The organism is Tatumella sp. JGM130, from assembly GCF_018257525.1.
GTDB lineage: Bacteria > Pseudomonadota > Gammaproteobacteria > Enterobacterales > Enterobacteriaceae > Tatumella > Tatumella punctata.
The window spans coordinates 90,340-105,008 of the sequence record NZ_JAERJS010000007.1; the positions used below are offsets into that span (position 1 = coordinate 90,340).

General features: G+C 50.7%; 12 protein-coding genes and 2 tRNA genes. 11 read left to right on the top strand and 3 right to left on the bottom strand.

The features are described from left to right. Position 1: 1 nt before the first annotated feature. Positions 2–1,246, bottom strand: a complete 1,245-nt coding sequence (gene fes, locus JK211_RS05355; protein WP_212707691.1) for an enterochelin esterase — start codon at positions 1,244–1,246, stop codon at positions 2–4. A 255-nt stretch (positions 1,247–1,501) separates the two neighbouring features. Here fes and JK211_RS05360 point away from each other — a divergent pair, with 255 nt between their 5' ends. Next, the gene (locus tag JK211_RS05360) at positions 1,502–3,835 is read left to right on the top strand and encodes a TonB-dependent siderophore receptor (protein WP_212707641.1); all 2,334 of its coding nucleotides are present in this window, start codon (positions 1,502–1,504) and stop codon (positions 3,833–3,835) included. A gap of 73 nt (positions 3,836–3,908) precedes the next feature. On the opposite strand, the gene dacB is transcribed toward JK211_RS05360, so the two are convergent. Beyond that, the gene (dacB, locus tag JK211_RS05365) at positions 3,909–5,345 is read right to left on the bottom strand and encodes a serine-type D-Ala-D-Ala carboxypeptidase (protein WP_212707642.1); all 1,437 of its coding nucleotides are present in this window, start codon (positions 5,343–5,345) and stop codon (positions 3,909–3,911) included. A 244-nt stretch (positions 5,346–5,589) separates the two neighbouring features. Here dacB and greA point away from each other — a divergent pair, with 244 nt between their 5' ends. Further along, positions 5,590–6,066 carry a transcription elongation factor GreA gene (gene greA / locus JK211_RS05370; RefSeq protein ID WP_212707643.1) on the top strand — a complete coding sequence of 159 codons (477 nt, stop codon included), beginning with the start codon at positions 5,590–5,592 and terminating at the stop codon, positions 6,064–6,066. Between the two features lie 224 nt (positions 6,067–6,290). Here greA and yhbY read toward each other — a convergent pair whose 3' ends face one another. After that, entirely contained in the window at positions 6,291–6,584 is a 294-nt protein-coding gene (yhbY, locus tag JK211_RS05375; RefSeq protein WP_212707644.1) for a ribosome assembly RNA-binding protein YhbY, read from the bottom strand. Between the two features lie 125 nt (positions 6,585–6,709). Between yhbY and rlmE the strand changes: the two genes are divergently transcribed. The 9 genes from rlmE to nusA all read left to right on the top strand — a co-directional run bounded on the left by rlmE (position 6,710) and on the right by nusA (position 14,658). Next, positions 6,710–7,339, top strand: a complete 630-nt coding sequence (rlmE, locus tag JK211_RS05380) for a 23S rRNA (uridine(2552)-2'-O)-methyltransferase RlmE (protein ID WP_212707645.1) — start codon at positions 6,710–6,712, stop codon at positions 7,337–7,339. Positions 7,340–7,394: 55 nt separating this feature from the next. Next, positions 7,395–9,341 (top strand): ATP-dependent zinc metalloprotease FtsH, encoded by a 1,947-nt coding sequence (ftsH, locus tag JK211_RS05385; protein WP_212707646.1) that lies wholly within the window; start codon positions 7,395–7,397, stop codon positions 9,339–9,341. A gap of 80 nt (positions 9,342–9,421) precedes the next feature. Then, positions 9,422–10,267 carry a dihydropteroate synthase gene (gene folP / locus JK211_RS05390; protein ID WP_212707647.1) on the top strand — a complete coding sequence of 282 codons (846 nt, stop codon included), beginning with the start codon at positions 9,422–9,424 and terminating at the stop codon, positions 10,265–10,267. After that, a complete protein-coding gene (gene glmM / locus JK211_RS05395) occupies positions 10,260–11,594 on the top strand; it encodes a phosphoglucosamine mutase (protein ID WP_212707648.1) in 1,335 nt (444 codons plus the stop codon). Before folP ends, glmM begins: the two co-directional genes overlap by 8 nt. 266 nt (positions 11,595–11,860) lie before the next feature. Further along, positions 11,861–12,196 carry a preprotein translocase subunit SecG gene (gene secG, locus JK211_RS05400; protein ID WP_212707649.1) on the top strand — a complete coding sequence of 112 codons (336 nt, stop codon included), beginning with the start codon at positions 11,861–11,863 and terminating at the stop codon, positions 12,194–12,196. 56 nt (positions 12,197–12,252) lie between these two features. Next, a tRNA-Leu gene (locus JK211_RS05405) sits at positions 12,253–12,339 on the top strand. 57 nt (positions 12,340–12,396) lie between these two features. Further along, positions 12,397–12,473 (top strand) — tRNA-Met (locus JK211_RS05410). A 202-nt stretch (positions 12,474–12,675) separates the two neighbouring features. Continuing rightward, positions 12,676–13,128, top strand: coding sequence for a ribosome maturation factor RimP (gene rimP, locus JK211_RS05415; RefSeq protein ID WP_212707650.1), 453 nt, complete (start codon positions 12,676–12,678; stop codon positions 13,126–13,128). Positions 13,129–13,152: 24 nt separating this feature from the next. Next, positions 13,153–14,658, top strand: coding sequence for a transcription termination factor NusA (gene nusA, locus JK211_RS05420; RefSeq protein WP_212707651.1), 1,506 nt, complete (start codon positions 13,153–13,155; stop codon positions 14,656–14,658). The last annotated feature ends 11 nt before the right edge of the window (positions 14,659–14,669 follow it).

The window sequence follows — 14,669 nt, forward strand, 5'->3', positions numbered from 1 at the left end:
ATCATGTTCCTTCCTTTATTGCTTCGGAAACGGGATTAAGTATTGCCTGTAAGCCGTCGAGTAAACCTCCGCGCCAGCATAATGCGTCATGCCCTCCTTCGAACAACTTCAGTGTCGCATCAATATTCTGCTGCTTCAGGGCTCCCAGCATCACACTATTGGCCTGACAGATAATGTGTTCACGACGTCCTGCCTCAAGATAAATTCGTCGCGGTGCTGCAGCAAAAGCCTGCCGGTTAAGCTGTTCAGTCAGCCATCCGTCTGGCTTGCCACGGGCTGGCCACCAGAATGACCCGGATAAGCTGATTGCCGCAGAGAACACCTCTGGCCAGCGCAGGGCTGCATAGACGGCAGAGAGTCCGCCAAAGCTCTGACCCGCCACCAGCGTTCGTTCGGCAGCAGGCTGCCAGCGGGTCCATTGGCTAATCAGTGGTAATAACTCCTGCTGTATCGCCAGCCAGAACTCCGGATTACAGGTCAGCTCACGGGTGCGGTGCTGACGATCGATAATATCGATCATTACGTAAATAGCTGGTGGTAACCGGTGACGGGTGGTGAGGGAATGTAATGGCCCGGCCACCGGCATCTGGTCTGCCCAGAACTGGCCGTCCAGCAGCAGTACCAGAGGACGTGAAGCATCGTCCGGTGATCCTGTCTGGCAGAGATGTATTCTGCGCTGGTTACCCAGCAGAGCACTGTCCCACAGATATTTATCTGTTGGCGCCGCGGGCTGTCGGTTCTGATCCAGCGATTGCCATTCCGGCTGGGGCGGGGCATCGGGCATGTGCAGCGGGGACACAGACATTCCGCGTCCTCCTGACCAGTGGCGTAACGGATTCAGGGGATCGTGTCGGGCAACGGTAAATTTCTGGCGCCACCATTCACGGCGCTGATAAACATCAGCGGCATCATCAGGAGTATCGGTACTGCTATCGGGGATCAGGCAATAGCTGCCACGCCAGTCAGCCGGCAGGGTCGTTTGCCAGAACCAGACGTCGCTGCCGGCAATTCGCTGCAGTGAACGGGGCGGAGTTTTCTGATGGTGGTCAGTGATACCGGTGATGTTTATCCAGACATGCTGACAGGCAGAGGTTTTCTCGCAGCCCTGCGGATCGCGCCACAGGAATGTCACCAGACATTCACCTCCGGCCGGGTCTTCAATCCTGGGTAATCCTTGCTGTTGTTGTTGTTGTTGCCACCAGGATTCACTCCCGGGGTGTTCAGTAAACCATTCAGGGATAGCCATCTGCGGGGTATTCACATCAGCAAAACAGTAATAGTGACTGATAATAGTATTGATAATTATTTCGGTTTGCAATAGTCTGTTTCACCGTCTGTTGTTAGCGCATTTATAACTGCTCACTGTTTCCGGATCTTCTGTAACCCCGCACAGCACAAGCAGTTGTCTGCAGGATCGCAGTCAGACACTGGATAAAAACCTGACTATATAACCGGATCTTCTGCTCCATATTTGCGCGCGGGAGAGGACCAGGATCTTACTATGAAAAAATTATCTCGGTTTTCCACGGCTGTATGCCTTGAGATTGGGGCTACAGCGTTCTTTTTATCCTTCCAGGCGGCCGCCGCAGAACCAGCCCCTGTTGACGGAGCAGTGACCAGCCAGCAAAAGGCATCTGAAACATCTGTCACCAGTAAGACAGACCCGCAAAATGGCACAATTATTGTGACCGCCAGACAGCAAAACTTACAGGCACCGGGTGTCTCGACGATTACTGCCGACGAAATCCGCAAGCATCCGCCGGCCCGCGATGTATCAGAAATTGTCCGGACCATGCCCGGGGTAAACCTTACGGGTAACTCGACCAGTGGCCAGCGCGGCAACAATCGTCAGATTGATATCCGTGGTATGGGGCCGGAAAACACCCTGATTCTGATCGATGGTAAACCGGTATCCAGCCGTAATTCAGTGCGCTTTGGCTGGCGTGGTGAACGTGATACCCGCGGTGATTCCAACTGGGTACCCCCGGAAATGATTGAGCGTATTGAAGTCATCCGTGGTCCGGCAGCAGCCCGCTACGGTAACGGCGCCATGGGCGGAGTGGTGAATATCATAACCAAACAGGCGACCAGCCAGTGGCATGGTTCATGGGATACTTACCTGAATGCACCGCAGCATAAAGCGGAAGGCGCCACCAAACGTACTAACTTCAGCCTGATGGGCCCCGTATCAGACAGCCTGACGCTGAGTATCTGGGGTAACCTGGATAAAACGCAGGCTGACTCTTACGATATCAACAAAGATCATACGACGCCGCGTTCCGGTATTTATACGGGCAGTTACCCGGCAGGGCGCGAAGGGGTAGTGGATAAAGAACTGCACGGTAAACTGAACTGGGAGTTTGCCCGCAACCAGCATCTGGAGTTTGAAGCCGGAACCAGTCGTCAGGGTAACCTGTATGCCGGCGATACTCAGAATACCAATACCTCCGATTATGTGAAGTCGATGTACGGCAAGGAAACCAACCGTATTTATCGCCAGAATTATGCCCTGACCTGGACCGGCGTCTGGGATAACGGGGTCAGCACTAATACTTATGCACAGTATGAAAGAACCCGTAACTCACGACTGGCCGAAGGTCTGGCTGGCGGCACTGAAGGTATTTTTAATACTGATGCCGGTTTTGCTGATATCGACCTGAGCGATGTATTATTGCACAGTGAAATCAGTATCCCGTTTACGGCGCTGGTCAATCAGAACCTGACCCTCGGTACCGAATGGAACCAGCAGAGGATGAAAGACGGTATTTCTACCAGCCAGGCACTGACCGGCAACAAAACGGGCGGAGCGATCGAGGGTGTGACTACCGGCACCCGTGATCCCTATTCCAGTGCTGATATCTTTTCTCTGTTTGCTGAAGATAATATGGATATTACCGACAGCACGGTATTAACGCCGGCACTGCGTTTTGACCACCATTCCATTTCAGGGACTAACTGGAGCCCGTCGCTGAATCTGTCCCAGAACCTGACCGACAATCTGACACTGAAGATGGGTATCGCCCGGGCATATAAAGCGCCTAACCTGTATCAGACCAACAACAACTACATTCTGTACAGTAATGGTCAGGGCTGTTATGGCTACACAGGAACCGGCGCGGGCTGTTATCTGATGGGTAACGATAACCTTAAAGCCGAAACCAGTGTTAACAAAGAGATCGGCCTGGAATACAAAAACGAGACGGGGCTACAGGCTGGAGTGACCTGGTTCCGCAATGATTATCGCAATAAAATTGAGGCCGGTAACAATATTCTGGGCACCAGCAGTACCGGAACGTATATCTATCAGTGGGAAAACGTACCTAAAGCGCTGGTGGAAGGTCTGGAAGGGACACTGAATATTCCGCTGACAGATACAGTCAACTGGAATAACAATATGACCTGGATGCTGCAGAGTAAAAATAAAACCACCGGCGATCGTTTATCGGTTATCCCGCAGTTTACGCTGAACTCCGGACTGACCTGGCAGGCGCGGGATGATCTTTCGCTGGCAACGACCTTCACCTGGTATGGTCGTCAGAAACCTAAACGCCTCGATTACCGCGGTAATGTGGTGGGTTATCCTGATACCCGGGAAGTCAGTCCTTACAGCATTGTCGGTGCCAGCGCGACCTGGGATGCCACCAAAAATGTCAGTATCACGGCGGGTATAGAAAACCTGTTTGATAAACGTCACTTCCGCGAAGGTAACGCTCAGTCAACAGGGACTATCACCTCAACAGGAGCGCTTAACCCGATTACCATCTACGGGGCAGGGGCGAATACCTATAACGAGTCCGGACGGACTTTTTATATGAGTCTTAATACCCACTTCTGATCCGCGGGTTACTTCCGTAAAAAAAGCCGCCTTCAGCAACGAAGGCGGCTTTCTGCTATCAGATGGCCGGTGACTAGTATTGCTGATATAAATCGCGATACAGGCGGCTTTCGAAGCGCACCAGAGGTACGCGGCGCGTGCGCTGGTCCTGCGGTGGTACAGCATATCCGGACAGGTACTGGACAAAAGCGACTTTGCTGCCGCTGGCTGTCGTCAGGAAGCCCGCCAGATTGTATACGCCTTGCAGAGAACCGGTTTTTGCTGACAACTTGCCATCGACCCCGGCCTCATGTAAACCGCCACGATATTGCAGGGTACCGTCATGGCCTGACAGGGGTAACATACTGATAAAGTCCAGGCTGCTGTCATTTTTGCCGATGTACTGCAGAGCCTGCATCATTGTTTCCGGAGAAACCAGATCATGGCGGGATAAACCGGAACCATCCATCTGTACTGTATTACCTAAATCAATACCGGCCTTTTCTTTCAGAATCCTTCTGACAGCGTCTGAGCCTGCGCGGTAGGTACCCGGCACATTAAAGTAATGATGGCCGATGGTACGGAAGATGGTGTCTGCATACATATTGTCGGAAACCTTCAGCATATGATGCAGCAGGTCATGCAAAGGTGCGGAATCGTGGCTGGCAAGTATTGTGCCTGCGGGGGTTGGCTGTGTCTGACGCAGCAGTTGTCCGCTGTAATCGATATCCGCCTGACGCAGTTCATCACGCAGAATTTCTCCGGCCCAGGCCGCGCCATTTTGTACAGCAAAGGCTAAAGGCAGCGGGTCGGCACGTTTGCGCAAGCATCCGGTCAGGGTATAACGGTTTAATTCTCCGGGTACCACATCCAGCTCGCAGTACTGACCTTCTCCGGAGTTCGGTGCGATGGTTTTTACCTCGCTGAACATATGAGCCGGATAGTAAGATGCAATGCGGATATAGGCATTCTGGCCGGGGGTATCGGCACTGTAAAGTGCGACGGAAAAGCAGTTTTTGTCGATGATCGCTGCACCCGGCGGGGCACTGAAACACTGGGTCAGATCATTCCACGGCCAGCCCGGAGCAGCATCGTGGCTGGCAAACACTGATGTATCAATCACCAGATTGCCCTGAATATGAGTGATCCCTTGTTTTTTCAGACTGTTTACCATGACCCGCAGGTCCTGGCGGGTAAAAGTCGGGTCGCCGGCAAACCGGGCAATTAAGTCTCCCTGTAATGTGCCGTTACTGATGTTACCTTTGGTTTCAAATGTGGTCTGAAACCTGAAATCTTTACCCAGCTCCAGTAATGCACTGAGTGCGGTGAATATTTTCATGGTACTGGCGGGGAGCGCCATCTGATGTGCACGGTAATCCACCAGGGGTTCCTGTGAGCCGACTTTTTGTGCCAGGAACGCAAGGCTGGCCCCGTCCGGCAAATATTGTGTATATTGCTCTACAGGGATAGCGGCCTGAGCCTGCAGAGTAAAAGCGAGAGTCAATCCTGATATAAGTCGTAAAAATCGCATAATCTCGGGCTAAGTGACGGAGGAAGCCGCAATACTACGTCCCATTGCAGGGCAAAGTAAACGATGACCCCCGGGGAACTCCGGGGTAAAATACGTATCAAAATGAAAAAATGATCCTTGCCTGTGGTTAATCATGCCCCGGGCAGGGTTGTTTTATGCTGAAATTAATGCGAGGCAGGACGCTATTTTCTGCTGTCATCAGTCAGGATGACACTTGTACACATAAGATAATGAGGAGTTGAAGATGAGTCAGGTTCCTATGACACTACGTGGTGCTGAAAAACTGCGTACAGAACTTGAAGAGCTGAAAACTGTTAAACGTCCGCGCATCATCGCCTCAATCGCGGAAGCACGTGAACACGGTGATCTTAAGGAAAATGCAGAGTATCACGCGGCACGTGAAGAGCAGGGATTCTGTGAAGGACGCATTCAGGAAATTGAAGCGAAATTATCTAACGCACAGATTATTGATATTACTAAAATGCCAGCCACTGGCCGTGTGATTTTTGGTGCAACAGTGACGGTTTACAATACCAGCACTGATGAAGAAGCGACCTACCGTATTGTGGGTGATGACGAAGCTGATTTTAAGCAAAATCTGATTTCTGTAAATTCGCCAATGGCACGCGGATTAATTTCCAAACAGCAGGATGATGTCGCGATTATCAAAACACCGGGTGGTGATGTGGAATATGAGATCCTGCGGGTGGAATACCTGTAATCTCTTGCTACGCTTAGATAACAGAACTCAGATTTAACAGATAACGTTATTTTATGGCTAAATATCGTAAATCTGTTCAGCAGGTCTGCAATGATGTACTTAGCGTGGTAACATAAATTGTCATGCTGAAATGTAAAAAACAGAAAAGGCCGCTGTGCGGCCTTTTCACCCACAGCAGACCTGTGGCAATTTCTGCTGGCACCGGAGCCGGTACCTGCCGAAATTTAGCGTGGCAAAGAGATTTTATTCTCTTTTGAACGACGATACAGCACCAGTACTTTGCCAATAACCTGAACTTCAGCGGCTTTGGTTTCGCGAACAATGGCATTAACAATCAAAGATTTAGTCTCGCGATCTTCGCCAGCTATTTTTACTTTGATCAGTTCATGGTGTTCGAGTGCATTTTCGATTTCAGCCAGAACACCTTCTGTCAGCCCGTTGTTACCTAACATAACAACCGGTTTCAGGGGATGGGCCAGACCTTTCAGGTGCTGTTTTTGTTTAGTACTCAGATTCATCGTATTATTTACTTACTCAGGGATTGAAAACGGGTCATTCTACCGCCATCTCTGGTATATCGCCAAATCAACGCGACATATACGTGGTGATTTATCGCGACGATATAGAATTAGTTGGAAAAATTATGACCGGTAAAAAGCGTTCGGCCAGTTCCAGCCGCTGGCTTCAGGAACACTTTAGCGACAAATATGTGCAACAGGCACAAAAAAAAGGGTTGCGTTCACGCGCCTGGTTTAAACTGGACGAAATTCAGCAAGGTGACAAATTATTTAAACCTGGTATGACAGTTGTTGACCTTGGTGCGGCACCGGGAGGCTGGTCACAGTATGTGGTACAGCAGATCGGTTCGAAAGGGCGCATTATTGCTTGCGACCTGTTACCGATGGACCCTATTGTAGGGGTAGACTTCCTGCAGGGCGATTTTCGTGATGAAGCGGTATTAGCAGCATTACTGGAACGCGTAGGTGATGAGAAAGTTCAGGTCGTCATGTCTGACATGGCACCGAATATGAGCGGTACTCCGGCAGTGGATATTCCACGTTCGATGTATTTGATAGAGCTGGCGTTGGATATGTGTCGGGATATTCTGGCGCCGGGTGGTAGTTTTGTAGTGAAAGTGTTTCAGGGAGATGGCTTCGATGAATACCTGCGGGAAATTCGCTCCCTGTTTACGAAAGTGAAAATTCGGAAGCCTGACGCTTCACGTTCACGTTCACGTGAAGTGTACATTGTAGCGACTGGGCGCAAACTATAGTACCCTACGCTGTCTGTTAACATCGTTGTAATATGAGGTTAATCCCTTGAGTGACATGGCGAAAAACCTGATTCTCTGGCTAGTCATCGCGGTTGTACTGATGTCGGTATTCCAGAGCTTTGGGCCCAGCGAGTCGAATGGCAAGAGGGTTGATTATTCAACTTTCCTGTCGGAAGTGAACCAGGATCAGGTCCGCGAGGCACGTATTAACGGGCGTGAAATTAACGTTATCAAAAAAGACAGTGGAAAATATACGACCTATATTCCTGTCAACGATCCCAAGTTGCTCGACAATTTGCTGACTAAAAATGTAACCGTAGTAGGTGAGCCACCGGAAGAACCAAGTCTGCTGACTTCTATCTTTATCTCGTGGTTCCCTATGTTGTTGCTGATCGGCGTGTGGATCTTCTTTATGCGTCAGATGCAAGGCGGTGGCGGTAAAGGCGCGATGTCTTTCGGAAAGAGCAAAGCACGTATGCTCACCGAAGATCAGATTAAGACCACCTTTGCCGATGTCGCAGGCTGTGATGAAGCGAAGGAAGAAGTCAGTGAACTGGTGGAATATCTGCGTGAACCGAGTCGTTTCCAGAAACTTGGCGGTAAAATTCCTAAAGGCGTTCTGATGGTCGGCCCTCCGGGTACCGGTAAAACCTTGCTGGCAAAAGCGATTGCCGGTGAAGCGAAAGTACCGTTCTTTACCATCTCCGGTTCTGACTTCGTTGAAATGTTTGTTGGTGTGGGTGCATCCCGTGTTCGTGATATGTTTGAACAGGCTAAAAAAGCCGCGCCCTGCATTATCTTTATCGATGAAATTGATGCCGTCGGTCGTCAGCGTGGTGCCGGTTTAGGTGGTGGTCACGATGAGCGTGAACAGACCCTGAACCAGATGCTGGTCGAAATGGATGGTTTTGAAGGTAACGAAGGTATTATCGTCATTGCCGCCACTAACCGTCCTGATGTACTGGACCCTGCGTTATTGCGTCCGGGCCGTTTTGACCGTCAGGTCGTGGTAGGGTTACCGGATGTGCGTGGCCGTGAGCAAATCCTGAAAGTACATATGCGTCGTGTCCCGCTGGCGACAGATATTGATGCGGCGATTATTGCCCGTGGTACACCGGGTTTCTCCGGTGCTGATCTGGCTAACCTGGTTAACGAAGCTGCTCTGTTTGCTGCGCGTGGTAACAAGCGTGTGGTATCGATGGTTGAGTTTGAAAAAGCCAAAGACAAAATCATGATGGGTGCTGAGCGCCGGTCGATGGTGATGACAGAGGCCCAGAAAGAGTCTACGGCATACCACGAAGCAGGACATGCGATTATCGGCCGGCTGGTACCGGAACATGATCCGGTACATAAAGTGACCATTATTCCTCGCGGACGTGCGTTAGGTGTGACTTTCTTCCTGCCGGAAGGAGATGCAATCAGCGCCAGTCGTCAGAAACTCGAAAGTCAGATCTCCACGCTGTATGGTGGCCGTCTGGCAGAAGAGATTATCTATGGCGTTGAACACGTTTCCACCGGGGCATCTAACGATATTAAAGTGGCGACTAACCTGGCACGTAATATGGTTACGCAATGGGGCTTCTCCGACAAGCTGGGACCACTACTGTACGCAGAGGAAGACGGTGAAGTATTCCTCGGCCGTTCGGTTGCCAAAGCGAAACATATGTCTGATGAAACGGCACGTATTATCGACCAGGAAATTAAACACCTGATCGACAGTAATTATCAGCGTGCCCGTACTATCCTTAATGAAAACATGGATATTCTGCATTCCATGAAAGATGCATTAATGAAGTACGAAACTATCGATGCACCACAGATTGATGATCTGATGGCGCGTCGCGAAGTCCGTCCGCCAGCCGGATGGGAAGAACCAAAAAATAATGGTTCTTCTTCAGACAATAACAATGGTACTCCTGCACCGCAGGCGCCTCGTCCGGTCGATGAACCGCGTACTGAGACCCCGGGCAATAACACCATGTCTGAATCATTCGATAAATAAGACGCTTTTACGTTAAAATACAACCCCGGCTTGTCCGGGGTTTTTTATTGCTGTTTTTTACTGCCGGGAGATACCGTCTGATGAAGTTGTACGCCAGGGATTCTGAACTCGACCTTTCATTTCCGCATGTGATGGGGATACTGAATATTACCCCTGATTCATTTTCCGATGGCGGCAGTCATGCGACTTTAACCGATGCTATCACCCATACCAATGAGATGGTGAATGCCGGTGCCACCATTATCGATGTTGGTGGTGAGTCTACTCGGCCAGGGGCTGCGGAAGTCAGTACCGAAGAAGAACTGGAGCGGGTTATCCCGGTAGTGACAGAAATTGCCCGTCGTTTCGACGTGTGGATTTCTGTCGATACCTCCCGGCCGGAAGTCATCCGCGAAGCGGCACAGGCCGGAGCACATATTATTAACGATATTCGTGCACTGCAGATGCCCGGAGCGCTATCTGCGGCGGCTGACACTGGCTTACCGGTCTGCCTGATGCATATGCAGGGCCAGCCAAAAACCATGCAACAGGCTCCTGATTATCAGGACGTAGTCGCAGACGTCGACCGTTTCTTTACTCAGCAGATTACCCGCTGTATTGACGGGGGCATAAAGAAAGAAAATCTGATACTGGATCCCGGCTTCGGTTTTGGCAAAAATCTTGCCCATAACTACCAGCTGCTGGCACATTTACATCATTTTCACCATTTCGGGCTGCCGTTACTGGCTGGTATGTCCCGTAAGTCAATGATCGGCCAGCTACTGAATGTCGGCCCATCACAGCGGCTAAGCGGTAGCCTGGCATGCGCAGTGATTGCCGCTATGCAGGGCGCACAAATTCACCGTGTGCATGATGTAAAAGAAACAGTTGAAGCCATACGGGTCGCTGAGGCCACATTAAGAGCGAAAGGACAACATTATGAGTGAACATAAATATTTTGGCACTGACGGGATCCGTGGCAAAGTCGGAGAGGCACCGATCACCCCTGACTTTGTACTGAAACTGGGCTGGGCCGCCGGTAAAGTGCTGGCCCGCCATGGTTCAAAACAGATCATTATTGGTAAGGATACCCGTATTTCCGGTTATATGCTGGAGTCTGCCCTCGAGGCGGGACTGGCTGCTGCCGGTTTATCTGCCGCCTTTACCGGTCCGATGCCGACCCCGGCGATTGCCTACCTGACCCGCACTTTCCGTGCTGAGGCGGGGATTGTTATTTCGGCGTCTCACAATCCTTTTTATGATAACGGTATTAAGTTCTTCTCTACGGAAGGGACTAAACTGCCGGATGATGTGGAAACGGCTATCGAACGGGAAATGGAAAAAACCATTACCTGTGTGCCTTCTGCTGAACTGGGACGTGCCAGCCGAATCGTGGATGCTGCCGGCCGTTATATCGAGTTCTGTAAGGGCACTTTCCCCAGTGAACTCAGCCTGAACGGGATGAAAATTGTCGTCGATTGTGCCAATGGCGCAACCTACCACATTGCGCCTAATGTGCTGCGCGAACTGGGCGCTGAGGTCATTACCATCGCGGCTCAGCCGGACGGTATGAATATCAATAAAGAGTGCGGCGCGACGGATTTACGGCTATTACAGCAGAGAGTACTGGCTGAGCAGGCACATCTGGGGATCGCGTACGATGGCGATGGCGACCGGATTATGATGGTGGACCATGAGGGGAATAAGGTCGACGGTGACCAGATCCTCTACATCATCGCCCGTGAGAAGCTGCGCCAGGGGAATCTGCGGGGCGGGGTTGTCGGCACCCTGATGAGCAATATGGGGCTGGAGCTGGCCCTGAAGCAGCTGGGTATCCCGTTTGCCAGAGCGAAAGTGGGTGACCGTTATGTGCTGGAAAAATTACAGGAAAAAGGCTGGCAGTTAGGGGCCGAGAATTCAGGTCATGTGATTTTGCTGGATAAAACCACCACCGGTGACGGGATTGTGGCAGGTTTGCAGGTACTGACAGCGATGGTCCGCAATCATATGACACTGCATGACTTGTGCAGCGGTATGAAATTACTGCCACAGATACTGGTCAATGTCCGCTTTAGCGGTGAAACGGATCCACTGTCCGGTAACGCAGTGACGCTGGCGACAGCTGAAGCTGAAGCAGCACTGGCAGGCCGTGGCCGCGTACTGTTACGCAAATCCGGGACTGAACCTCTGATCCGGGTCATGGTGGAAGGTGAAGATCAGCAGCAAGTGACGGCACTGGCAAATAAGATTGCCGATGCTGTAAAAGCTGGCTGACGTTACCACGGTGCGAAGCGCCCGCCACTGTCCGGCGGCACAGCGGGCCCTCAGCCGGATAACCGATGATCGTCATCGCAGGTGGCTGGCGATAAATGCAGCGCTGTGCTGGTTTTATCGCCAAACGAGTGTGGCGGACAAAATTGCTCTTGCAGAGTCTGCGGCCATTGGTTAGTATTCAGACCCGCTTCTGATGGGTAGTGACTATCCGTCAGCGCCAGGTGAAGTTTTAACTGTACGGTAGCGTGCAAGGAAACAGGTTAATTATGTACGAAGCTCTTTTAGTTATTTTCCTTCTGATAGCAGTCAGCCTGGTAGGCATGGTTATGCTGCAGCAAGGTAAAGGCGCTGATATGGGAGCATCTTTTGGTGCTGGTGCGTCAGGAACATTGTTTGGTTCAACAGGGTCTGGTAACTTCATGACTCGTATGACCGGCATTCTGGCTGCGCTGTTCTTTATTATTAGTCTGATCCTTGGCAACCTGAACACCAACAAAAGCGCGAAAGGAAGTGAGTGGGATAATCTGAGTGCACCTGTAAAGTCTGAACAGACTCAGCAGCCTGCAAAACCAGCAGCACCAGGCAGTGACATCCCGCAGTAAGCAGTTCAGCAGTAACCCTACTTTCGGCGAATGACTTCTCTATCGTCTTAAGCAGTACCGAGGTGGTGGAATTGGTAGACACGCTACCTTGAGGTGGTAGTGCCCAATTGGGCTTACGGGTTCAAGTCCCGTCCTCGGTACCAATTCTTTATAACTTGCTTTTTAAGCATGTTCGGCGTAAAATTCGCCACGTTTTCGGACGCGGGGTGGAGCAGCCTGGTAGCTCGTCGGGCTCATAACCCGAAGGTCGTCGGTTCAAATCCGGCCCCCGCAACCACTTTCCCTTAGAGTTATTTTTCAAAATGTCTGCAGGTAACTGCAATCACCTGGTTTTGAAAAGAATTCTTTTGGTATGTGCTTTGTCGTATCACGGCAGACACAGGGTCCAGTGATAAAAAGCCCCGAATTTTCGGGGTTTTTTATTATCAGGTAATAGCAATTTTGGGCGTTAGCCCTTTTTTTATGTCTTGGGGGTGGGCTTGTCCACATTAGAGCAAAAATTAACTGAGTTAGTCACCGCTCCGGTAGAAGCGCTTGGCTACGAACTGGTCGGCATTGAGTTCGTTCGCGGCCGTGTATCGACACTGCGTATCTATATTGATAGTGAGAATGGCATCAACGTTGATGATTGTGCTGATGTCAGCCGCCAGGTCAGTGCAGTAATGGATGTCGAAGATCCGGTCACCGTTGCTTATAATCTTGAAGTTTCATCACCTGGTCTTGAAAGACCGTTGTTTAACGCAGCACACTATCAGCGTTTTACCGGAGATGAGGTAAGTCTGGTGTTGCGGATTGCGGTGCAGAACCGCCGTAAGTGGCAGGGCATCATTAAAGCCGTAGAAGGTGAAATGGTGACCGTGACCGTCGAGGGTAATGATGAAGTGTTCGCGCTGAGTAATATTCAGAAAGCGAATCTGGTCCCCCATTTTTAAACGTCCGGATTGAGGCTAACCAGGATGAACAAAGAAATCTTAGCTGTTGTAGAAGCCGTTTCTAACGAGAAATCCCTGCCGCGCGAAAAAATTTTTGAAGCGCTGGAAAGTGCGCTTGCAACGGCAACAAAGAAAAAATACGAACAGGAAATCGATGTTCGTGTTTGTATTGATCGTAAAAGTGGTGACTTTGATACCTTCCGTCGTTGGCTGATTGTTGATGAAGTGACGCTGCCAACCCGTGAAATCACGCTGGAGGCGGCTCAGTTTGAAGATGAGAACCTTACTCTCGGCGAGTTCGTGGAAGATCAGATCGAATCTGTGGTTTTCGACCGTATCACCACCCAGACAGCGAAACAGGTTATCGTCCAGAAAGTTCGCGAAGCCGAACGTGCGATGGTGGTTGATCAGTTCCGTGAGCAGGAAGGCGAAATCATTACCGGTGTGGTAAAAAAAGTTAACCGTGACAGCATCTCTCTGGAAGTGCGTCCGACCGACGGTTCTGCCACCAGTGCTGAAGCAGTGATCCTCCGTGAAGATATGCTGCCACGTGAAAACTTCCGCCCGGGCGACCGTATCCGCGGTATTCTTTATGCGGTGCGTCCTGAAGCCCGTGGAGCGCAGCTGTTTGTCAGCCGCTCTAAGCCTGAAATGCTGAAAGAGTTATTCCGCATTGAAGTGCCGGAAATCGGTGAAGAAGTTATCGAACTTAAAGGCGCGGCCCGTGATCCGGGATCACGTGCTAAAATTGCTGTAAAAACCAATGACAAACGTATCGATCCCGTAGGTGCCTGTGTAGGTATGCGTGGTGCTCGTGTACAGGCCGTTTCCAGTGAACTGGGCGGTGAGCGTATCGATATTGTGCTGTGGGATGATAATCCGGCACAGTTTGTGATTAATGCCATGGCACCTGCTGATGTCGCATCCATTGTGGTGGATGAAGACAATCACACCATGGATATCGCTGTTGAAGCCGGAAATCTGGCTCAGGCGATCGGCCGTAATGGCCAAAACGTACGTTTAGCCTCTCAGCTGAGTGGCTGGGAACTGAACGTAATGACGGTTGATGACCTGCAGGCGAAGCATCAGGCAGAAGCTCATGCAGCCATCGATATGTTTACGAAATACCTCGATATTGACGAGGAATTCGCTACTGTACTGGTAGAAGAAGGGTTCTCGACTCTCGAAGAACTGGCCTATGTGCCGGTCGATGAGCTGCTGGAAATTGACGGGCTCGAAGAAGAGATGGTAGAGGCTCTGCGTGAACGAGCTAAAAATGCGTTGACCACCCTGGCGTTGGCAAAAGAAGAAAGTCTGGGTAACCAGAAACCTGCAGATGATTTACTGGCTCTGCAGGGAATGGATAAAGACCTGGCCTATCGTCTGGCTGCTAAAGGCGTCAGCACTCTGGAAGAATTAGCTGAACAGGGTATTGATGACCTCACAGATATTGAAGAGCTTTCTGCAGAGAAAGCCGGCGAGCTGATTATGGCTGCACGTAATATCTGCTGGTTTGGCGGTGACGCATAACTAACAGGAAG

Coding starts and splice junctions, on each gene's coding strand:
- fes (WP_212707691.1), bottom strand. CDS start 1,246: ATGGCTATCCCTGAATGGTTTACTGAACACCCCGGGAGTGAATCCTGG.
- JK211_RS05360 (WP_212707641.1), top strand. CDS start 1,502: ATGAAAAAATTATCTCGGTTTTCCACGGCTGTATGCCTTGAGATTGGG.
- dacB (WP_212707642.1), bottom strand. CDS start 5,345: ATGCGATTTTTACGACTTATATCAGGATTGACTCTCGCTTTTACTCTG.
- greA (WP_212707643.1), top strand. CDS start 5,590: ATGAGTCAGGTTCCTATGACACTACGTGGTGCTGAAAAACTGCGTACA.
- yhbY (WP_212707644.1), bottom strand. CDS start 6,584: ATGAATCTGAGTACTAAACAAAAACAGCACCTGAAAGGTCTGGCCCAT.
- rlmE (WP_212707645.1), top strand. CDS start 6,710: ATGACCGGTAAAAAGCGTTCGGCCAGTTCCAGCCGCTGGCTTCAGGAA.
- ftsH (WP_212707646.1), top strand. CDS start 7,395: ATGGCGAAAAACCTGATTCTCTGGCTAGTCATCGCGGTTGTACTGATG.
- folP (WP_212707647.1), top strand. CDS start 9,422: ATGAAGTTGTACGCCAGGGATTCTGAACTCGACCTTTCATTTCCGCAT.
- glmM (WP_212707648.1), top strand. CDS start 10,260: ATGAGTGAACATAAATATTTTGGCACTGACGGGATCCGTGGCAAAGTC.
- secG (WP_212707649.1), top strand. CDS start 11,861: ATGTACGAAGCTCTTTTAGTTATTTTCCTTCTGATAGCAGTCAGCCTG.
- nusA (WP_212707651.1), top strand. CDS start 13,153: ATGAACAAAGAAATCTTAGCTGTTGTAGAAGCCGTTTCTAACGAGAAA.